Source organism: Pseudomonas sp. FG-3G (assembly GCF_901007645.1).
In the GTDB taxonomy this organism is placed as follows: domain Bacteria; phylum Pseudomonadota; class Gammaproteobacteria; order Pseudomonadales; family Pseudomonadaceae; genus Aquipseudomonas; species Aquipseudomonas rhizophila.
Map to the genome: position 1 here is coordinate 155,854 of NZ_CAAKGZ010000026.1, position 17,684 is coordinate 173,537.

A 17,684-nucleotide genomic window follows, 5' to 3' on the forward strand; every position below is an offset into this window, starting at 1 on the left:
ACACTTCGGTACGGGACCACACGCTCAGGATGCTGTACCTGAACCTGCTGATCGGCCTGCTCGTGACGCTGGCGGTGTTAGCAATCCTTTATCAATTGATCAGCAGCTACCAACGCCGCATCGACGCCCAGGCGACCCTCGACAGCCTGACTGAACTTCCCAACCGCCGTGGCTTCGACCTGTTGGCGGTACAAGCCCTGCACGAAGCCCAACGTGAACCCCAACCCCTGGCGGCGCTGCTGCTGGAACTGGACGAGTTCAAGCGACTGGACTCCACCCATGGTCACATCGCCAGCGACCAGTTGTTGACCGGGTTCGCCCGCGACTTGACCGACAGCCTGCGGCACTCGGACATTGTGTGTCGCTGGAGTGGCGAGACGTTTATCGTGCTGCTCAAGGACACCGACGGGCAGAACGGTCTGAAGATCGCCGAGAAAATTCGCCAACGGATCGAACAACAACGTTATTTCTGCAGTGGCAAAGAGCTGCGGGTCACCGTCAGCATCGGCCTCACCACCTTGCAGGGTGAAGACACCTTGCACAGCCTGCTGTCGCGGACCGATCATGCGCTGCAACGCGCCCGGCAAACCGGGAACAACCGAACCTGTGTACAGATGCCTCATTCCAGCTATGAATAAACCCGACTTGTGCCCGGCCTGTGGCGCCAGCAATGACTGCACCCTGGCCGACCCACGAACCGCCGACCGCGCCTGCTGGTGTTACGGCGTGAGCATCGACCCGGCCGTGCTGGAAGCATTGCCGGCCGAGCTGCGCGATCAGTCCTGCCTGTGTCCACGTTGCGCCCAGGTCGAAACCCAGTTGCGGGCCAAGCCGCAGCCGATCGCGTAAGATGCCTGCCCTTCGCTCTCTTGCCTGACCTGCCCCATGCGCCTTGACCGCTTCCTCAGTAATCTGCCGCGTTTCAATCGCCAACAAGTCCGGTTGTTGTTGGTGGAACGCCGGGTGCGGATCGACGGGCAGATCATCAGCGACCCTCACGCACAGGTGCGCGAATTCAGCCGGGTCGAAGTCGATGAACAGGTGCTGCAGGCCGGTCGCCCACCCCGGTATTTCATGCTGCACAAACCGCCCGGTTGCGTCAGCGCCACCCGCGACCCGCAACACCCCACCGTGCTGGACCTGCTGGATGAGCCAGACAAGGACGACCTGCACATCGCCGGGCGGCTGGACTTCAACACCACCGGGCTGATGCTGATCACCAATGACGGCAGTTGGTCACGGCGCCTGACCCAACCGCAGACCAAACTGCCCAAGGTCTATTACGTCGAGACCGAGCAACTCATCACCGCCGAATACGCCGTTACCTTCGCGCGCGGGCTGTACTTCGCTTTCGAAAACCTCACCACCCAGCCTGCGGAACTGCTACTGCTGGGGCCAAGATCGGCGCGACTGAGCATCGTTGAAGGCCGCTATCACCAGGTCAAACGCATGTTCGGCCACTTCGACAACAAGGTGTTGCGCCTGCACCGTGAACGCATGGGACCGCTGCTGCTGGACGCCGAGCTTGAGCCAGGCCAATACCGTGCCCTGAGCCCTGAAGAGATCCAACTGATCTGATCGTATGACCGCTCGGCAGAAGTGTCGGACAATTGTCAAACAACACTTGCGCGACGGCCGGTCCACTGCTTGAATCAAACCGTCGGCCGAAATGTGACCGATGAGTCACCACATACTTCCAAGAAACTTTTTGCCGGCCGGAGCCTCCTCGGGTTCCTTCTTAACTCCGGCAAACTGCCCGCCATAACAATACCCGTCGACCGGCTTTCGTGGATCGACATGGGCCTTATCTTTCAGGCGTATGCCTACCTGTCACATTGCTCGTGCAATCTCATTGCGCGCATACCCGCTTGCCAGGAGTCTTATGACATGAGGCCAGAAATCGCTGTGCTGGATATACAGGGTCAGTATCGGGTTTACACGGAGTTCTATCGCGCAGACGCCGCGCAAAAGACCATCATCCTGGTCAACGGCTCGATGGCCACCACCGCGTCGTTTGCACAGACCGCCAAAAACCTCTACCCGCAATTCAACGTCGTGCTGTACGACCAACCCTATGCGGGCAAGTCCAAGCCCCACAACCGCCATGAAAAAATGCTGACCAAAGAGATCGAAGGCCAGATCCTCCTGGAGTTGATCGATCACTTCGCCGCAGAGCATGTGCTGTCTTTTTCCTGGGGCGGCGCCGCCACCCTCACCGCCTTGGCCCAGCGTCCACGGCGCATCGAAAAAGCGGTGATCAGCTCGTTCTCCCCAGTGCTCAATGCACCGATGCGCGACTACCTGGAACGCGGCGTGGATTACCTGGGCAGCCTGGACGGCGACCGCGTGGGACACCTGGTCAACAGCACCATCGGCAAACACTTGCCGCCGCTGTTCAAGCGCTTCAACTATCGCCACGTCAGCAGCCTGGCCGAGCACGAATACGGCCAGATGCATTTCCACATCAACGACGTGCTCCACAGCGACCGGTTGTGCTACGTCAACGCAGCGAAAAAAATCAACGTGCCGGTGCTGTTCCTGAACGGCGAATGGGACGAATACACCTCAGCCAGCGATGCCAAGGTCTTCGCCGACCACGTGCAACACAGCACCTTCAGCACGCTGCAAGCCACGGGGCATTTCCTGGACATGGAACACAAAGCCGCCTGCCGCGACAGCCGCGATGCCCTGCTGGGTTTCCTCAAGTCGCCCCATCAAGAAAGCCGACCGCGCTACAACTATGTGCAGGACTACCATGCCCTGGCTATGTGAAACCGAGTCCTCGCGAGCAAGCCCCGCCCTGCCCCAACAGACACGGGGCTTGCCCGCGAACGACCGCTCTGGTTTGAAGTTTGCGTAGACGCATCACCGCTGCGCCCGTAAAGAAAAACTTCAAATCCGCGCCCACATCTGGTACAAAGTCAGCCGCTCTGAGCGGGTGTCGTATAATGGCATTACTCCAGCTTCCCAAGCTGATAACGAGGGTTCGATTCCCTTCACCCGCTCCAATCGAATTCTGGTCTCACGCCGTGTGGTTTTGGCGGGGGATACGAAAAAAACCGGCTCTTGGTGGCCGGTTTTTTTTCGTCCGCAGTTTGTTGGGCTCCGCCCTTAAAGCACAGTGCTTGCAGTAATACCGACCCAGGATAAGAGCGAAGAAAACTCGACCTGTTTAATTTTCGTAAACACATCCGGCGAAGACACGTTTAAATACATTCCACGTTACGCCCTAGAGGCTACGAGACCTTGCGTCCTTACTTACGCGTGCGTCAGAATCCGCCGGCTTGTGCGCTTTCCCCCCGGCCCCTATCGTTTACCTGCCACTGCCCATCAGTGGTCGGGTTTAGTCGCTCGGTCGGTTTTAGTAAAGTGCATGAGTACCATTCAGTCAGGTCATTCTATTCCTGCACTTGATGGTGGTTGTGCGCAGGGCGCCCTTGGGCGCGCCGGGTTTGCTAATTCCACCGGTCGACTAACCTGCGTACAGCCGCCACCCTCTTTTAGTCGAGAACGGTTGCGGCCCCAACTCTGGAATTAGACATATGTTCAAGGTTACCCCCAACCCCCCGGATATCGATTCGGTACTCTACGGCGACTCTCTCGACCCTGAAAAGTTGAAAGAGGCGGCAGACCGCGCACTCAAGCACTACCTGAACCCGGGGGCGCCGAAAACGCAGATACGGCCCCGCAAGCCCAGCACGATCTTCACCATCGACGCAGCGGTGGATGACGAAACGTTGCTCGTTGAGGCGTGCGAATCCTTGGCATCCGCCAGCGTGATGGTCAGCGACCTCACCGACTTGACGGACGGCCCACAACGCCAAACGATGCTGGTGTTGCAACGGGTCATCATGTTGGGTGAGTTAGCGGTCAATCGAGTACTGGATAACCACAAGCCTGGCTAATCGCCAGGGGTTGTTGTGGGGGCACTTGCGCCCCCCCAACAGTCATTCAGTCCAACAACGAAGCCTGTTTGAGCAATTCGAAAAGTCCTTCAGGGACTAGCGCAGACGTAGCGGTGAAGCTGGAACCCAGGCACCACGTGGCTTTGAACGAAGCACCATTGCTTTCATGACCGTCTAACCAAGATCGCTCATAGACGTCTACATCATCAAACCTTGCATCGTAGACCTGGACTATTTCGTGTCCTGGCTTGCCTGCGTAGGTGAAAATGCTTTCCAAAGTGCCAATCAATCGAACATCACTGATCGAAAGAGCCAGTTCTTCTTGCACTTCACGGACGATGGCATCGATACCTCGTTCGCCGAACTCAATGCCGCCGCCAATAGGGCGAAAGAGGGTTCGCTGTTCAACGGAGTCATAGAATTGGTTAACCAGTATTTTTCCGTGATGATGAAAGATACAGAGCGCGAGGGCACGAATGCGTGGTTCTGACATGAGTAAAATTCCCTTTTTGACTTGATGAGCTGACGGCACTGGATTCCCTCAACTTGAGGCAGAAATCCAGTAGCGGTCAGATCGCGACCCACAATACTCAATGTGCGAACAGACATTCTAAGCGGAGCTTGGCTGCCAATTATGCGCAAGCAGCTCGCCAATTTCACTTGTCCCCGTGTGTGAGCGCGAAATCAATCGCTGGCTCGAACTGGCCGACAAAGCCAGTGGCTGATCAGAGTCACAACACCCACCACCAGCCCCGCCAGCAACGCGCCACCCGCCGCAGGTTGCGCACAGCAGGCACCTCAAAGCGTCGATAGGCTGGTGAGCGGTAGTATGACGGGCGGACGGTTTGCCGATTACCCTCTGCTATATAGTTTGTCCGACGATGGCTGTCCGGCGCGAAAGGCCGTAAACGGCCAAGAGGAGCCCTTCGTGAGAATCCGCTTCCGACCCTAAGCGGGTAAATCACTAGAACGGATGTTCGAATCGATTCGCTGAATTTCCGCCTCGCTCATCACTCGCCAATCATTTGGCAAAATACCGTACTCGAACTCAGCGCTTTCCAGTGCCTCATCCAATCCAAGTATCAAGTGGTCGCCTTCAATCTGGAGTTTTCCGTAGTCCTCAAAACGTATTAGCAGATACACCGGGTCATCGTCTATTACCTCCAGGCCGAAAAGCACGATAGCGGTAACGTCAGGCCGGAAATCACTGACTGTCCTTACATAAGCAAACAGATGGCTTGTGGGCTGGGGCATGGCGTCGGCTGCATTTAATTGATGATGGGTTACGGCATTCTATATGACCGCTTCTGGCCGGTTAGCGACCGCTCTGGTTAGCCATCCTTGTCCTTCCACACATGGACGACATGTCATGAACATCATCGCTACCCGCAGCCGTCAGCCGTGGAACAAAGGAAAATTGGTCGGGCAAAAAACCCCACTCCGACTGAGAGATATCTGGGCCACCCGAGCAAGGCTTCAAATTGCAGAAAGAACTCGGGATCTGGCTCTCTTCGATCTGGCCATCGACAGCAAGCTTCGAGCCTGCGACTTAACCAAGCTCTGCGTGCGCGACGTCGCCCATGGCGACCACATATCATCACGAGCCATGGTGATGCAGCAGAAAACGCAGCGGCCAGTGCAGTTCGAGATCACTGAGCAAACACGGCCTGCTGTCGCGGCCTGGATACATCAGGCCCAGCTACGCAGCGAGGACTGCCTTTGTCCTAGCCGGCTGTATACCTCAGACCACCTATCCACTCGTCAATACGCTCGTATCGGCAAAAAAATGGGTGAAAGCCGTTGGCCTTGATCCAGCCATGTATGGCACTCACACAATGAAACATACGAAGGCATCACTGATTTATCGCAGGCCCAAGAACCTGCGGGCGGTTCAACTGCTGCTCGGCCATACGAAGCTGGAGAGCACCGTTCGATATCTGGGGATTGAGGTCGATGACGCCCTAGAGATGGCGGAACAGACCGCGGTTTGATCATGTATAGCGACGGTCGAAGTCAGACCGTCGCTCACCGGCCAGAAGCGATCACTGGACAGTTTGCCCCTGGAAAAGTAGCGTGCAATCTAAATGACACTAGTTGGAGTTCCCTCGTGGTTTCTATGGACGTTCTGGAAGAAGTTAGAGGCCGGCTACGCCGTGCAGAAGACGAGCACGATGTGAAAATAATTTTAGCTGTTGAATCAGGAAGTCGTGCTTGGGGGTTCGCCTCTCCCAACAGCGACTATGACGCACGCTTCATCTATGTGAATAAACCTGAGTGGTATCTCTCTGTCGGTCTTGAGGAGCAGCGCGACGTCATCGAATACCCCATCATTGACGACATGGACATCAATGGCTGGGATCTACGAAAGGCACTTAGGCTATTTTGGAAGTCCAATCCAGGCTTTGTTGAGTGGATACAATCGCCCATCATCTACGAGCATATCGGTTCCTTTCACAGGCGCGCCAAGGAGTTACTGCCGCAGGTGTATTCGGTAGAAAGCGGCATCTACCATTATCGCAGCATGGCTAAAACCAACTACAGGGGGTACTTGCAGGCACCTTATGTCCCTTTGAAAAAATACTTTTATGTACTGCGTCCTTTGTTATCGATACGGTGGCTAGAGCAGTTTGAAACGCCTGCTCCTATAGAGTTTGACAAGCTGCGCGGTGTCATCGAAAGGGAGCCCGAATTCCAGCGGACCATTGATGACTTGCTTGCCGTCAAGCGTGAGTCTCCAGAAATGGGGTTATCGCCTCAGATCACGCCCATCCAGCAATTCATTGAGCGAGAGCTCAATAGACTCGAATCCATTAAGCCGACCCGTAGCGAACGTAAAGAAGTTGAACCATTGCTTTCCGAACTTTTTCGCTCGGTGCTCAAAGAAACTTGGGGATGATATGTTGTGCAGGAACACCTTGTAGAAGCCAGGTGAGTCCGCCTACATAGATAAATGATGTCCGCTTTGGGTCGATTCTGTTGAAAAAGTCGGTTTGCCCAAAATGCTCGAATATTAATGGGTGAAAACACCTTTTTTGCACGCTGCTACGTGAAATCCGAGTCCTGAACCTTCTACGCAAAACACAGATTTCAATCTCAGGCGCGTACTTTTCTACCGTGGGAACCGAAGCCGACTTTTTCAACAGAATCGGCCGGTTAGCGACAACCTGACTTCGACCGTCGCCATGCATGGTCATATCTCAGTTTGTTCCGCCATCTCCAGGGCGTCATCGACCTCAATCCCCAGATATCGAACGGTGCTCTCCAGCTTCGTATGGCCGAGCAGCAGCTGAACCGCCCGCAAGTTCTTCGTCCTGCGATAGATGAGCGATGCCTTCGTACGTCTCATCGTGTGAGTGCCATACATGGCTGGTTCAAGGCCAACGGCTTTCACCCATTTTTTTGCCGATACGAGCGTATTGACGAGTGGATAGATGGTTTGAGGTATGTAGCCGGCTAGGAAAAAGGCAGTCTTCGCTGCGTAGATGGGCCTGATGTATCCAGGCCGTGAGAGCGGACCGTGTTTGCTCAGTGATCTCGAACTGCACTGGCCGCTGCGTTTTCTGCTGCATCACCATGGCTCGTGATGATACGTACTCGCCATGGGCAACGTCGCGCACGCCGAGCTTGGTTAAATTGCAAGCTCGAAGCTTGCTGTCGATGGCCAGATCGAAGAGAGCCAGATCCGGAGTTTTTTCTGCAATTTGAAGCCTTACTCGGATGGCCCAGATATCTCTCAGTCGTAGCGGGGTTTCTGCACGACCAATTTACCTTTGTTCCAGGGCTGACGGTTGCAGGTTGCGATGATGGACGCAGGGTTTCTTCAATTTCCCTCAATCGACATTCCGACTTCAGCGACGCCCTCCCACACTGAAATACCTTGCAACCCTTGCCTGATTGAGAAATCCCACGCGTCTCTCTAAATTTTTTCCCACAACGCCGGGCCCCTCTGACAGCGAATCGCTGCCATGTCGGAGTTGCAGTTTGTACAACTTCGACACTGAGAGGAGGGGCTTATGACTGCCCTAGAACCGTTCTTTTTTGCCGAGTTTCTCGGCACCGCCACTTGGTTGTGGCTCGTTTTTATCAGCATCGTTATCAGCCTGTTGGTCTTCGACCTCGGGGTGCTACACCGCGAGCATCGAGAAATCGGCGTTCGTGAAAGCCTGCTGCTGTCTGCTGGCTATATCACGGCCAGCTTGCTGTTTGGGCTCTGGGTCTGGCAGGTCAAGGGCGGTGATGCCGGGATGGATTTCTACACAGGCTTTCTGATCGAGAAATCGTTGTCGATGGACAACGTATTTCTTATGGCGATGATCTTCAGCTTTCTCTCAATCCCGCGTAAGTATCAGCACGAGGTGCTGTTCTGGGGCATTCTCGGTGTGATAGTGCTGCGCGCGATCATGATTGGCCTAGGTGCGGCGCTGATCGCCGAGTTCAGCTGGATTCTCTATGTGTTCGGCATCTTCCTGCTGTTGACCGGGGCCAAGATGCTGTTCAGCAAGATCGATGACCATCCGGACCTTAGTGAAAACCTGCTGGTGAAGTTCCTGCGCAAGCACATGCGGGTGACTGATCGCTTGCATGAAGGGCGCTTCTTCGTCCGCCAGGCGGATGCCAGTGGGAAGTCCGTGCTCTGGGCGACGCCGTTGTTCCTGGCCCTGGTGCTGATTGAATGTGCCGACTTGGTGTTCGCTGTGGACAGCGTGCCGGCGATCTTTGCCATTACCCAGGATCCCTTCATCGTCTACACCTCTAACATCTTCGCCATCCTTGGCCTGCGTGCGTTGTATTTCGCTCTGGCGGCAATGATTCACCGCTTCGCCTATCTCAAGTACGCCCTGGCGCTTGTGCTGGTGTTTATCGGCGGCAAGATCTTCCTGGTCGGCATCATCGGCAAGATTGCGCCGGTGATTTCCCTGAGCGTGACCCTGGCTTTGCTGCTGGGCGGTGTGCTGCTATCGCTTTGGAAAACCCGCGACCAGGCCTCTGCTCGCTCGCAGGTTTAGATCCAAACAGGCGCAATATTTGCGCCTGCCATCGGGGGCCATAGGCCGATGTCGTTGAATGGGTGAGGGGCAGCCGAAAGTGAGCCGTCCCTCGTCACTTAAACGCGATGTACTGTTGTGTAGGCGCGTTGGTGAATAGTCCGCCCCCCTTCGATGCGTTCTCGAATGCAGACGCGAATTGGTAGAGTCCGATATCGTTCATCTGCACGACCTTGCTTTCATTCGCCGATCCGTGGAGCGAGTGAAAGACAATGCCTCGAACGGGAATCCCCCCTGGGTTGATTAATGCGTTGAGGATTTTTACAGGTAAATCCGTCTTCGTTTCAGGCCCTATGTACGATGCGTTTTTGCTTGCCATATTGATAAGGCACCAGAACAACCATTTGGGTGACATTTGCTGGCCGGTGCTGGGATGACCCAGTGTCGCGTTGACGCTTCCTTTCGCTTCAACAATCAGGTACTCAATTACGTTGCCTGTGCGCATGTCGCGTTTGACCCAAATCTGGTCTATTCCATTGGGGCGCATCCCGTTTGCGGACTTCCCCATTTTCATCTGGTAGTCCGTGCCATACGCGGTGATCAGGAGTTTGCTTGCTGCATATTCCCCGCGGGCCGACGTTATAGACTGCGGGGTATTCAGATCTCCACGAAGGTTCGTGTAGTGGGTGCTCAAGCGATTTCCAGATTTGACATCGTTTCTTTTGAACCGGTCCCAGCCGAGGCTGTGATCCTCCCCCCGAAGCCAGGTGTTCACCGCTTCCCTGGTCGTGGCGTCGAGCCTGGAAACGGCGTCGTAGTGATCCCACGCTTCTTTTGCCTGCCGACGCACGATCCCTTGCTGCCGTATATCCTCGAATGCCAGCAACATCTGCGCACGATGCGTCCGAATCCACTGCACATGCTGATTAGTTGAGTCGAACAGCGGATGACTATGGGCGCTACCTTGGGTATGACGCGCATCCCGCCTCAGTGCCTGTGAGATTTCAAGTTGGCCCTGCATGTCGAGTAGAACGAGTTGGTCGGCGCTGGAATTGCTCGGAAGGACGGTGTGACGGTTCACGATCTGGCTGACCAGGCTACTCTCGGGCGGATCCAGCAACTTTCGTATGCCTATCGTTCCGAGGGCTGTGTAAGGGTATTGCTGGCTCGATAAAAGCGTCAGGTTATTCGTGGTCAGATCCAGCGTAGGTTGGTCGCCCAGATAAAGATCTACTTTCAGACCGCCAGGCCGCCCCGCTTCCAGGTTGTTCAAGATGCGTTGATTCAGCTGGTCGTTGGTGTCGGTATAACTTGTCAGCTGGTTCATATCAGGCGCCGTCCGTTGGCAAGGGTAAAGGCCGGATACAGAGCCGCAGTGAACGGTCGTTTACGGTCACTATCACTACGCGGGGCTTGATAGCAGCATAGAACACTGTGTCTGGAGTGTGAGTCTGAATTCAAAACCGGTGTAACGGGCGCTCAGGGGCATTCAGGGGGAATACGCGGATGCCTGCAAGAAGCCGCCTGCGCAAGCGGCATGACGCGAAATGGGCCGGCCACACATCGCCAACATGCGCAGGGTGCTGGATCCTATTGTTTGCACGGTTCCGGTCAGTCGAAAAACCATCACCGTGCTCAATCAGAACCTTCAGTACCGTAGCGCCAGACTGAAGGCTATCCGCTCGGCCCTTAAAGGCCGTGAGTCACTACGCCAAAAGGTACTGTGATGGATGATAATCAGAGTCAAGGCTCACCAGTCCAGATGGTGAAGGTGAGATGCAATGCCCCACTCGCGTCAGCCCTCGGCTAACAAGCAGAAAATGGGTTGACGCACGTGGCAATTCTCTCTAGATTCATCCCCATCGAAGCGACTGACCAGATGAGATTGAGCGCTTCCCAGCGACGAAAGTCGTAACCGCGCAAGGCGGTTCGTAAGTGGTGTCTGGATCTGCTTTACCGAATACGAAAAAAGACGCCTGCGGCGTCTTTTTTCGTTTCTGTCTCTAACGCTTGGTCGATGTCGGCTGCCGCATGTGGATCTTACCGCACAGCAATATAAAGCCCATCCTGCCCAGTAATCGAGGCGGTTTGTCGGTTTGATGATAAGCGCTTTCAACGACAAGGTTCAGGTCCTGAGGCTTATCCTTGGCAGCCCGACGTATCTCAAAAAACACGTGATAAGGTCCGTTCGGGTCTACGATCGTCATTGAGTACGCCCAGTTGCGAAAATATCAACCGCCCCCCGGCAAATGCCCCAACGGCAGCGCCCCGGGAGTCTTCACCGTATGAATCGCAAAATTACTCCGGATGTCACTCACCCCCGGCAACTTCAGCAGCCGGCCAGTGAGAAAACGGTCGTAGGCGCGCAAGTCCGGCACCACCACTTGCAACAGAAAGTCCGATTCGCCTGAGACCAGAAACGCTGAAATCACCTCCGGCAACGCCGTGACCGCTTGGCGAAACGCTTCGGCCTGTTCGTCGTTGTGCCGTTCAACCTTGACGCCGACAAAGATCGTCAACCCGAGCCCCACTTCATCACGATCGAGAATGGCTTGATAACCGCGAATGACGCCGGCTTCTTCCAGCATCCGCACGCGGCGCAGGCATGGCGACGCGGACAGGCCGATTTCCTCCGCCAGTTGCACGTTGCTCAAGCGGCCGTCGCGTTGCAGCGCGGCGAGGATTTTGCGATCGAAGGCGTCCAGTTTCATGGATTGGTAGTTTCCGATTGAACTTCACGATTACTTGGCAGGTTATGCCAATTTCATAAGCTTTAGAAGCTGACTTCGCAACCACCTGCCCTGCCCCTCAGCCATAGACTGGCATTACCGAAATCGTCGATGCAGGGGGTGTGGTGTGGCAGAGCTCTGGTTGTTTTTGATGGCGTTAGTGGTGGTGTATCTGTTGCCTGGGCCGGACATGATCCTGCTTCTGCAAACCGGCGCTCGTCAGGGTAAGGGCGCGGCGCTGGCGACTGCGGTAGGCCTGGGGATCGCTCGGGGGTGTCATGTCGCGCTGGCAGCGTTGGGGCTTTCGGCGTTGTTCAAGACCGCGCCCTGGACCTTTGACGTGGTGCGCCTGGCCGGTGCCGCTTATTTGTTATGGATTGGTTTTCAATGCCTGCGGACTTCGCTGTTGCCAAGCTTTGAAGGGGCCGGCGTTGAGGCAGGAAGACGGCAGTGGCACCCGGCGATTCGGCGCGGGTTGTTGACCAACCTGCTCAATCCCAAGGCGCTGCTGTTTTGCTCGGTGCTTTTGCCACAGTTCATCGACCCACAGGGCGGGCCAGTGCTTGGGCAATTTGCAACCCTCGGCGTGGTGTTGGTCAGCGTCGGCTTATTGTTTGATAGCGCCTATGCGCTGGTGGGCGTGGCGCTCGGTCGCTGGCTCCAGCGTTCTCCTTCGGCCCAGCGCCTGCAGCAGTGGCTATTTGGGAGTCTTTTGATTGGGTTTGCGGTGCGACTGAGCTTTGTGCAGCAGTCGTAGTGCTTTGGACAGGCTGATTGGAGAAGAGCGCAGCAATCGGAGTCGAAAATCCGACCGACTTTTGGTGGTTATAGTGTTGATCATCAAAATCAAGTAGGTATAGTAACCACCAAGCACACCACACAGAGGTGATGTGAATAGCCGATTTGCCAGTTGCCCTGCCCTCCCGGAGAACGATTGACATGCTTTACCCGATTGCAATTTCCATGGGCGATGAGAAGCACGCCTGGGGTGTTGAAGTACCGGATATTCCGGGTTGTTTTTCTGCTGGCGATGACCTGGACGATGCCATGGCGATGGCCCGCGAGGCGATTGAAGGGCACTTCGAGATTCTGGCTGAGGACGGCTCGCCGATTCCATCGGCCAATACAGTCACCTTGCATGCGGCCAATGCGAAATACGCAGGTTGCACCTGGGCGCTGGTGGATATTGATGTGACCAAATATCTGGGCAAGGCGCAGAAGCTCAACATCACCTTGCCTGGTTATCTGCTGAACCGTATTGACGAGTACGTGCTGCACCAGCCTGAAGAAAAAAGCCGTTCCGGGTTTCTGGCCTCGGCGGCGCTGAAGGTGTTGCAGCAAAGACGTTGAAAACCAACCTGCCCTAAATCCCCTGCCCTAACCCTTGTGGGAGCGAGCCTGCTCGCGATGGCGCCCTATCAGTCAAACCCTACTGATCTGCCCATCGCGAGCAGGCTCGCTCCCACAGTTTTTTTGCAAAAAGCCGGTTATTTTTTCTCCGAACCGGACTCCTGCATCTGCACCGACGACTTGGTGCCATCGGTGTTGTCCTTGGTCTCGTTGTCCGAGTTGTCGAAGCAGCCCTGCAGGGCGAACAGGCAACAGGTGAGGAAAAAGGTGCGCGTGAGATTCATGGTGTACTCCGATTGAGGGCTTTAAGCAGTGACCTCTGAATACGGTGAATGGTTGCGATGACCTTGCAGCTCAATGAACTTCAGGCTGCGCGGCAAATGTAAGTAGAATTTTCATCGCTTCATTGCTGTCACACCAGACAGGTAAGTCCCAGAAGGAAACGCAGCAATGAACTTCGCAAAAATCGCACAAAAACTGGCCCTGTGGGCAGGCAGTCCCAAGACGTTTTTGGGGGCGCTGGTGTTGTTGGTGCTCTGGGCAGTCAGCGGGCCGTTTTTCCAGTTCAACGATACCTGGCAACTGATCATCAACACCTCGACCACGATCATCACATTCCTGATGGTGTTCCTGATTCAGAACACACAGAACCGCGATACCGACATCTTGCATCTGAAGGTCGACGAATTGATCAGGGCGAACAAAAATGCACACGATGCAATGCTCGGGCTGGAGTCGCTGGACCTCAAGCAGTTGGAGGCGATGAGAAGGCACTACCAGGCCATGGGTGAGAAGGAGGCCAAGAACCTCGGTGCCGAGCAAGGCCTGGAGCCAAAAAACAAGATCGATCTGAATCAGTGCTGATACTGGCGCGCGAGCAGCCTTCGCCACTCGCGCGGCCAAGCGTGAAGTCAGGGCAGCGGATTACCACCCGTCACGCCAAACACTTCCCCGGTGATGTAGCTCGACTCCTGTGACGCCAGCAGCACATAGAGCGGTGCACACTCGGCCGGTTGGCCCGGGCGCTTCATTGGTACTTGAGAACCAAAGGTGGGGATTTTCTCCTGGGGTTGTCCACCGCTGGGTTGCAGCACGGTCCAGATCGGCCCCGGTGCCACGGCGTTGACCCGTATCCCCTTGCTGATCACCTGCCCCGCCAGCGCCTTGGTGAATGCGACGATGGCCGCTTTGGTGGTGGCGTAGTCCAACAGGGTGGCGGACGGATCGTAGGATTGGATCGACGCGGTGTTGATAACCGTCGCCCCCGCCGGCATCAGCGGTACTGCGGCCTTGCAGATCCAGAACATCGCATAGATGTTGGTTTTCATGGTGTCATCGAATTGCGCGGTGGTGATATCGGCAATGTCTTTCTGTGCTTCCTGTTTACCCGCAACATTCACCAGGATATCCAGGCCACCCAGTTGCTCATGGGCGCTTTTCACCAGTTGGACGCAGAATTGCTCATCCTTCAGATCGCCCGGGATTGCAATCGCCTTGCGACCCTCGGCCTCGATCAGCTCGATGACTTGCCGTGCATCCCGCTCTTCGCTGGGCAGATAGTTGATCGCTACATCAGCGCCTTCCCGGGCGTAGGCAATGGCGGCGGCGCGACCGATGCCCGAGTCGCCACCGGTCACCAAGGCCTTACGCCCTTCGAGGCGCCCGAAACCCTGGTAACTTTTTTCACCGTGATCGGGCTTGGGCACCATGTCCTGATCGATACCCGGTGGCGACTGCGGCTGGTCGGGGAAAGGGGGACGGGGATACTGGGTCAACGGGTTCTGCATCGCGTATTGGTTGGGTTCTCGGCTTGTGGACATCGAGCTTCTCCTTTTCGGCGGGCAAGATGAGCCGGGACGCAAGCGCCCTGGCCCTGAATGTTAAACGTGCGGCGAATCAGCGACTGGCCTGGAGCGCCCGGGCCATTTCGAGGTGGGTCTGCAACTTAGGCAGGGTTTCGTCGGCGAACGCCTTGATTTCCGGCACTTCCGTGGTCTTGGCCTGTTCCTGGATCTGCGCAATGGCTTCCTCGGTAGCCTTGACCTGGCTGGCGGCATAGGCAGCCTCGAACGACTCGCCTTCCGGCACTTGCGGCATCAGCGTCTTGGCCTTGTCTGCCACTTCTTCCCGTGGCGCGACAGGCAGGTCGAGTTTCTTCGCAATCTTGGCCAGATGCTGGTTGGCGGTGGTGCGGTCGTTGATCACCATGATGGTGTAATCCTTGACTTCCCTGGACTCGGCCTTGCCGTGGGCCATGCGGCTGGCCTCGATGTCGGCCATGCCTTTGGCCGAAGCATCGTTGATAAACTCGGCAGGCGATTGTGCCCAGGCACTGTTAACCCCCAGGCCCATCAGCACGACGAGACTGGTGCTACGTAAAAAGGTGGCCATCCGGCTCATGGTCACGCCCTCCTCTAAAAAGTTGCGGCAGATTTCTCGCCGCTGAATCAGAACCACCTGTAACGATGTGGACAAACGTCTGTCCCGAATACGGCCGATACCGGCTTCAACGGGTGCCTCTCGACGACGATGAAGTGGGTAGTTCTCCCACATGTGCGACCCGATCCAGACGCCTTCGTTCGATCCAGGGCAATGTTTCCGGCGAGCGGGCCCCACCTGATATTCGAAAGGGTCGCGAACTGAAAGGTTTGAAAAATCGTTGGGCGCCACGACGAACGGTGGCCCATGGTCAAATATCGAACGCCTTGTGATTCTGGCGTTTAGCGGCGTACATCGCCTCATCGGCGTGGCGGAACAGTGCGACATCTTCCAGGCCATGCTCGGGGAAACAGGCCACCCCGATGCTCGGCTCGATACTCAGGCAATGCCCGTCCAGGCGCAGCGGCTGGGTCAGTGCATGACGGATCTTTTCCTGCACATGGTGGGCATCTTCCAAGGCCTGGACACTATGGAGCAGGACAACGAACTCATCGCCGCCAATGCGCGCCACCGTATCGGTGTCGCGCACACAGCCCTGGAGCCGGCTGGCCACTGCCTGTAACAACATGTCGCCCACCGCGTGGCCGTAGGTATCGTTGATCTGCTTGAAGCGATCCAGGTCGATATACAGCAGCGCCATGCGCCCAGACGCCGTCCGGGCGGTGGCCAGTGCGGCCTTGAAGCGTTCGCGCAGCAATTCGCGGTTTGGCACCTGGGTCAACTGATCGTACTGAGCCATGCGCTGCAACCGGGCGTGCAATTGCTGGCGCTCGATGGCGATGGTGAGCTGCGCACAGACGTATTGCAGCAACTCCTTGTCTTGCTCGGTGTAGCGCTGGTTGTCTTGTGTGCTCTTGACGATCAACGCACCGATCGTGCCGTTTTGCGAGATCAGCGGTACACCCAGCCAGCAGGGAGCGTTCGGTTGCGCCACAAGGTCGCAAAACCCCGATGGCAACTGACTGCAACCGGGCGTCAGCAGGATTGGTTGGCCGCTGCGAATCACTTCGGCGCACAGGCGCTTGGTGACCGAGCTCGGCCCATCGGGCTGTCGTTCCAGGTCATCGACGTGATAGGCAAAGTTCAACTGCTCGCACTGCTCGTCATACAGCGCCACCGAAAAATTCAGCGCCGGCAGCCACTCGCCAATGATCAGGTGGATGCGCTTGAACAACGCCAGCAGGTCCGCAGCCGCGTGGGCGGCCTCGGAGATCGCATACAACGCCGCCTGCCGAGACTCGGCCTGCTTGCGCTCGGTGATATCCCGGGCCACGGCGATCCGCAACTGGTCCGCCGGCGACCAGCGCGCCGACCACAAGATATGCACCACCCGACCGTCCTTGTGCAGGTAGCGGTTCTCGAAATTGAGCTTGGGTTCGCCGTCCATGATCTCCCGCGCCGCATCAAGAGTCCGCTGGCGGTCGGCAGGATGCACCAGGTCGATCATCGGCTGGCCGATCAGCTCCTGCGGGGTGTAACCAAAAATGCGTTCACAAGCGGCGCTGACAAACACGAAACGCCCCTGGCCGTCGACGGCACACACGGCGTCCAGCAAAAGATCCATGTAACTGGCCAGCGGCGCACGATTGCGAGTGTCCATGGGGCTGGTGGTCTTCCGATAATGCATCGTTGAAAAAAGCCTTGCCTGCGCAGCCGGCACATCAGCCCTGCGCCTTGCTGGCCAACAACCGATTCGCGCCAACAATACCCATGAGGATAGCGTAGGCCAACGGGCCGCCCAAAAAACTGATTGTTATCAGCAATGGCAATATCGACCCATGCAGCAGCTCGGCACGGCTGCACAGGCGAGGCGAAGAATCAGGGAGCCGTAAAAAACTCCATGGAGGCGTAAGGCGCCTGTCGACAGGCCTGCAGGCGGGACGTCAGATCTCCCACATGGATTTCGAGTTTGTGCCCGTCCGGGTCGAGAAAGTAAAACGAGTCCCCTTCGCTGCGGTTGTCGCGCCACGTCACCACCTGGGCCGCATTGAGCCGCGCCACCAGCACCGGGAAGTCCTCGGCACGGATACTGAATGCGTAATGGGTGTAGTCCGCCGCAGCCCCCTTTTTGCGCAACGGGTCAACAGACAGGCACAGCCATAGTCCGGGCAGCGACAAATAGGCCCCTTTGTCCCACCTGGCCTCAAGACGAAGCTGCAATAGCTCGCTATAAAAAACCACACTGGGGTCCAGCTCGGTGACGGCAAGTGTCAGATGATTGAAGCCTGAGAGCATCGACAAGCAACCTTTGGAAAAGAAACGGATGGGTCAAGTGC

Annotated in this window: 18 protein-coding genes, 1 tRNA gene and 5 pseudogenes; 12 read left to right on the plus strand and 12 right to left on the minus strand. The window is 56.5% G+C overall.

The annotated features are described in order from the left end of the window. Positions 1-32 precede the first annotated feature (32 nt). The 6 genes and pseudogenes from PSEUDOMOFG3G_RS19750 to PSEUDOMOFG3G_RS19775 form a co-directional block, all read left to right on the plus strand. Positions 33-638 (plus strand): annotated as a pseudogene (locus tag PSEUDOMOFG3G_RS19750) (GGDEF domain-containing protein); the annotation flags it as partial. Next, positions 631-849 carry a cysteine-rich CWC family protein gene (locus PSEUDOMOFG3G_RS19755; protein WP_047227993.1) on the plus strand — a complete coding sequence of 73 codons (219 nt, stop codon included), beginning with the start codon at positions 631-633 and terminating at the stop codon, positions 847-849. The pseudogene PSEUDOMOFG3G_RS19750 and the gene PSEUDOMOFG3G_RS19755, both read left to right, overlap by 8 nt. A 36-nt stretch (positions 850-885) precedes the next feature. Continuing rightward, positions 886-1,578, plus strand: coding sequence for a pseudouridine synthase (locus PSEUDOMOFG3G_RS19760; protein WP_139050925.1), 693 nt, complete (start codon positions 886-888; stop codon positions 1,576-1,578). Positions 1,579-1,887: 309 nt separating this feature from the next. Next, the gene (locus tag PSEUDOMOFG3G_RS19765; RefSeq protein WP_139050926.1) at positions 1,888-2,772 is read left to right on the plus strand and encodes an alpha/beta fold hydrolase; all 885 of its coding nucleotides are present in this window, start codon (positions 1,888-1,890) and stop codon (positions 2,770-2,772) included. A 162-nt stretch (positions 2,773-2,934) separates the two neighbouring features. After that, positions 2,935-3,008, plus strand: a tRNA-Gly gene (locus tag PSEUDOMOFG3G_RS19770). A gap of 534 nt (positions 3,009-3,542) precedes the next feature. Beyond that, on the plus strand, positions 3,543-3,905 hold the full coding sequence (locus PSEUDOMOFG3G_RS19775; RefSeq protein ID WP_139050927.1) for a DUF6124 family protein: 363 nt from the start codon (positions 3,543-3,545) through the stop codon (positions 3,903-3,905). Between the two features lie 46 nt (positions 3,906-3,951). On the opposite strand, the gene PSEUDOMOFG3G_RS19780 is transcribed toward PSEUDOMOFG3G_RS19775, so the two are convergent. Both PSEUDOMOFG3G_RS19780 and PSEUDOMOFG3G_RS19785 read right to left on the minus strand, forming a co-directional pair. Then, positions 3,952-4,398 carry an NUDIX hydrolase gene (locus PSEUDOMOFG3G_RS19780; protein ID WP_139050928.1) on the minus strand — a complete coding sequence of 149 codons (447 nt, stop codon included), beginning with the start codon at positions 4,396-4,398 and terminating at the stop codon, positions 3,952-3,954. Between the two features lie 455 nt (positions 4,399-4,853). Continuing rightward, complete coding sequence (locus PSEUDOMOFG3G_RS19785; protein ID WP_139050929.1) at positions 4,854-5,159, minus strand: hypothetical protein; 306 nt, start codon at positions 5,157-5,159, stop codon at positions 4,854-4,856. Between the two features lie 115 nt (positions 5,160-5,274). On the opposite strand from PSEUDOMOFG3G_RS19785, the pseudogene PSEUDOMOFG3G_RS19790 reads away from it, so the two are divergent. Further along, positions 5,275-5,896 (plus strand): annotated as a pseudogene (locus PSEUDOMOFG3G_RS19790) (tyrosine-type recombinase/integrase). A 125-nt stretch (positions 5,897-6,021) separates the two neighbouring features. Continuing rightward, complete coding sequence (locus tag PSEUDOMOFG3G_RS19795) at positions 6,022-6,801, plus strand: nucleotidyltransferase domain-containing protein (protein WP_139050930.1); 780 nt, start codon at positions 6,022-6,024, stop codon at positions 6,799-6,801. Positions 6,802-7,095: 294 nt separating this feature from the next. Here the strand turns inward: PSEUDOMOFG3G_RS19795 and PSEUDOMOFG3G_RS28150 are convergent. Beyond that, positions 7,096-7,710, minus strand: a pseudogene (locus PSEUDOMOFG3G_RS28150) (tyrosine-type recombinase/integrase). A 208-nt stretch (positions 7,711-7,918) separates the two neighbouring features. On the opposite strand from PSEUDOMOFG3G_RS28150, the gene PSEUDOMOFG3G_RS19805 reads away from it, so the two are divergent. Beyond that, complete coding sequence (locus tag PSEUDOMOFG3G_RS19805) at positions 7,919-8,911, plus strand: TerC family protein (protein WP_139050932.1); 993 nt, start codon at positions 7,919-7,921, stop codon at positions 8,909-8,911. A gap of 94 nt (positions 8,912-9,005) precedes the next feature. Here PSEUDOMOFG3G_RS19805 and PSEUDOMOFG3G_RS19810 read toward each other — a convergent pair whose 3' ends face one another. The 3 genes and pseudogenes from PSEUDOMOFG3G_RS19810 to PSEUDOMOFG3G_RS19815 all read right to left on the minus strand — a co-directional run bounded on the left by PSEUDOMOFG3G_RS19810 (position 9,006) and on the right by PSEUDOMOFG3G_RS19815 (position 11,601). Continuing rightward, the gene (locus tag PSEUDOMOFG3G_RS19810; RefSeq protein ID WP_139050933.1) at positions 9,006-10,217 is read right to left on the minus strand and encodes a hypothetical protein; all 1,212 of its coding nucleotides are present in this window, start codon (positions 10,215-10,217) and stop codon (positions 9,006-9,008) included. Between the two features lie 676 nt (positions 10,218-10,893). Beyond that, positions 10,894-11,115 (minus strand): annotated as a pseudogene (locus PSEUDOMOFG3G_RS28155) (hypothetical protein); the annotation flags it as partial. Between the two features lie 6 nt (positions 11,116-11,121). Then, positions 11,122-11,601 carry an Lrp/AsnC family transcriptional regulator gene (locus PSEUDOMOFG3G_RS19815; RefSeq protein WP_047228001.1) on the minus strand — a complete coding sequence of 160 codons (480 nt, stop codon included), beginning with the start codon at positions 11,599-11,601 and terminating at the stop codon, positions 11,122-11,124. A gap of 145 nt (positions 11,602-11,746) precedes the next feature. On the opposite strand from PSEUDOMOFG3G_RS19815, the gene PSEUDOMOFG3G_RS19820 reads away from it, so the two are divergent. Together PSEUDOMOFG3G_RS19820 and PSEUDOMOFG3G_RS19825 are read left to right on the plus strand one after the other, a co-directional pair. After that, the gene (locus tag PSEUDOMOFG3G_RS19820) at positions 11,747-12,376 is read left to right on the plus strand and encodes a LysE family translocator (RefSeq protein ID WP_047228037.1); all 630 of its coding nucleotides are present in this window, start codon (positions 11,747-11,749) and stop codon (positions 12,374-12,376) included. A 182-nt stretch (positions 12,377-12,558) separates the two neighbouring features. Continuing rightward, entirely contained in the window at positions 12,559-12,969 is a 411-nt protein-coding gene (locus PSEUDOMOFG3G_RS19825; RefSeq protein ID WP_139050934.1) for a type II toxin-antitoxin system HicB family antitoxin, read from the plus strand. A 137-nt stretch (positions 12,970-13,106) separates the two neighbouring features. Here the strand turns inward: PSEUDOMOFG3G_RS19825 and PSEUDOMOFG3G_RS19830 are convergent, their stop codons facing one another. After that, a complete protein-coding gene (locus tag PSEUDOMOFG3G_RS19830) occupies positions 13,107-13,253 on the minus strand; it encodes a hypothetical protein (protein ID WP_171061408.1) in 147 nt (48 codons plus the stop codon). A 166-nt stretch (positions 13,254-13,419) separates the two neighbouring features. Here PSEUDOMOFG3G_RS19830 and PSEUDOMOFG3G_RS19835 point away from each other — a divergent pair, with 166 nt between their 5' ends. Continuing rightward, on the plus strand, positions 13,420-13,833 hold the full coding sequence (locus tag PSEUDOMOFG3G_RS19835) for a low affinity iron permease family protein (protein ID WP_047228003.1): 414 nt from the start codon (positions 13,420-13,422) through the stop codon (positions 13,831-13,833). Between the two features lie 47 nt (positions 13,834-13,880). Here PSEUDOMOFG3G_RS19835 and PSEUDOMOFG3G_RS19840 read toward each other — a convergent pair whose 3' ends face one another. The 5 genes and pseudogenes from PSEUDOMOFG3G_RS19840 to PSEUDOMOFG3G_RS19860 all read right to left on the minus strand — a co-directional run bounded on the left by PSEUDOMOFG3G_RS19840 (position 13,881) and on the right by PSEUDOMOFG3G_RS19860 (position 17,643). Further along, positions 13,881-14,789: an SDR family oxidoreductase gene (locus PSEUDOMOFG3G_RS19840; protein WP_139050935.1), complete on the minus strand. Its 909-nt coding sequence runs from the start codon at positions 14,787-14,789 to the stop codon at positions 13,881-13,883. A 76-nt stretch (positions 14,790-14,865) separates the two neighbouring features. Continuing rightward, on the minus strand, positions 14,866-15,369 hold the full coding sequence (locus PSEUDOMOFG3G_RS19845; RefSeq protein ID WP_047228005.1) for a DUF4142 domain-containing protein: 504 nt from the start codon (positions 15,367-15,369) through the stop codon (positions 14,866-14,868). A 289-nt stretch (positions 15,370-15,658) separates the two neighbouring features. Then, positions 15,659-17,008: a diguanylate cyclase domain-containing protein gene (locus tag PSEUDOMOFG3G_RS19850; protein WP_139050936.1), complete on the minus strand. Its 1,350-nt coding sequence runs from the start codon at positions 17,006-17,008 to the stop codon at positions 15,659-15,661. An 85-nt stretch (positions 17,009-17,093) separates the two neighbouring features. Then, positions 17,094-17,213 (minus strand): annotated as a pseudogene (locus PSEUDOMOFG3G_RS19855) (LysE family translocator); the annotation flags it as partial. 13 nt (positions 17,214-17,226) lie between these two features. After that, positions 17,227-17,643: a VOC family protein gene (locus tag PSEUDOMOFG3G_RS19860; RefSeq protein ID WP_047228006.1), complete on the minus strand. Its 417-nt coding sequence runs from the start codon at positions 17,641-17,643 to the stop codon at positions 17,227-17,229. Positions 17,644-17,684 lie beyond the last annotated feature (41 nt).

Bases quoted from the DNA above. Each gene is read 5' to 3' on its own strand.
- PSEUDOMOFG3G_RS19755 (WP_047227993.1), top strand. From the start codon at position 631: ATGAATAAACCCGACTTGTGCCCGGCCTGTGGCGCCAGCAATGACTGC.
- PSEUDOMOFG3G_RS19840 (WP_139050935.1), bottom strand. From the start codon at position 14,789: ATGTCCACAAGCCGAGAACCCAACCAATACGCGATGCAGAACCCGTTG.
- PSEUDOMOFG3G_RS19860 (WP_047228006.1), bottom strand. From the start codon at position 17,643: ATGCTCTCAGGCTTCAATCATCTGACACTTGCCGTCACCGAGCTGGAC.
- PSEUDOMOFG3G_RS19815 (WP_047228001.1), bottom strand. From the start codon at position 11,601: ATGAAACTGGACGCCTTCGATCGCAAAATCCTCGCCGCGCTGCAACGC.
- PSEUDOMOFG3G_RS19805 (WP_139050932.1), top strand. From the start codon at position 7,919: ATGACTGCCCTAGAACCGTTCTTTTTTGCCGAGTTTCTCGGCACCGCC.
- PSEUDOMOFG3G_RS19835 (WP_047228003.1), top strand. From the start codon at position 13,420: ATGAACTTCGCAAAAATCGCACAAAAACTGGCCCTGTGGGCAGGCAGT.
- PSEUDOMOFG3G_RS19850 (WP_139050936.1), bottom strand. From the start codon at position 17,008: ATGGACACTCGCAATCGTGCGCCGCTGGCCAGTTACATGGATCTTTTG.
- PSEUDOMOFG3G_RS19810 (WP_139050933.1), bottom strand. From the start codon at position 10,217: ATGAACCAGCTGACAAGTTATACCGACACCAACGACCAGCTGAATCAA.
- PSEUDOMOFG3G_RS19830 (WP_171061408.1), bottom strand. From the start codon at position 13,253: ATGAATCTCACGCGCACCTTTTTCCTCACCTGTTGCCTGTTCGCCCTG.
- PSEUDOMOFG3G_RS19825 (WP_139050934.1), top strand. From the start codon at position 12,559: ATGCTTTACCCGATTGCAATTTCCATGGGCGATGAGAAGCACGCCTGG.
- PSEUDOMOFG3G_RS19765 (WP_139050926.1), top strand. From the start codon at position 1,888: ATGAGGCCAGAAATCGCTGTGCTGGATATACAGGGTCAGTATCGGGTT.
- PSEUDOMOFG3G_RS19780 (WP_139050928.1), bottom strand. From the start codon at position 4,398: ATGTCAGAACCACGCATTCGTGCCCTCGCGCTCTGTATCTTTCATCAT.
- PSEUDOMOFG3G_RS19795 (WP_139050930.1), top strand. From the start codon at position 6,022: ATGGACGTTCTGGAAGAAGTTAGAGGCCGGCTACGCCGTGCAGAAGAC.
- PSEUDOMOFG3G_RS19760 (WP_139050925.1), top strand. From the start codon at position 886: ATGCGCCTTGACCGCTTCCTCAGTAATCTGCCGCGTTTCAATCGCCAA.
- PSEUDOMOFG3G_RS19775 (WP_139050927.1), top strand. From the start codon at position 3,543: ATGTTCAAGGTTACCCCCAACCCCCCGGATATCGATTCGGTACTCTAC.
- PSEUDOMOFG3G_RS19845 (WP_047228005.1), bottom strand. From the start codon at position 15,369: ATGAGCCGGATGGCCACCTTTTTACGTAGCACCAGTCTCGTCGTGCTG.
- PSEUDOMOFG3G_RS19785 (WP_139050929.1), bottom strand. From the start codon at position 5,159: ATGCCCCAGCCCACAAGCCATCTGTTTGCTTATGTAAGGACAGTCAGT.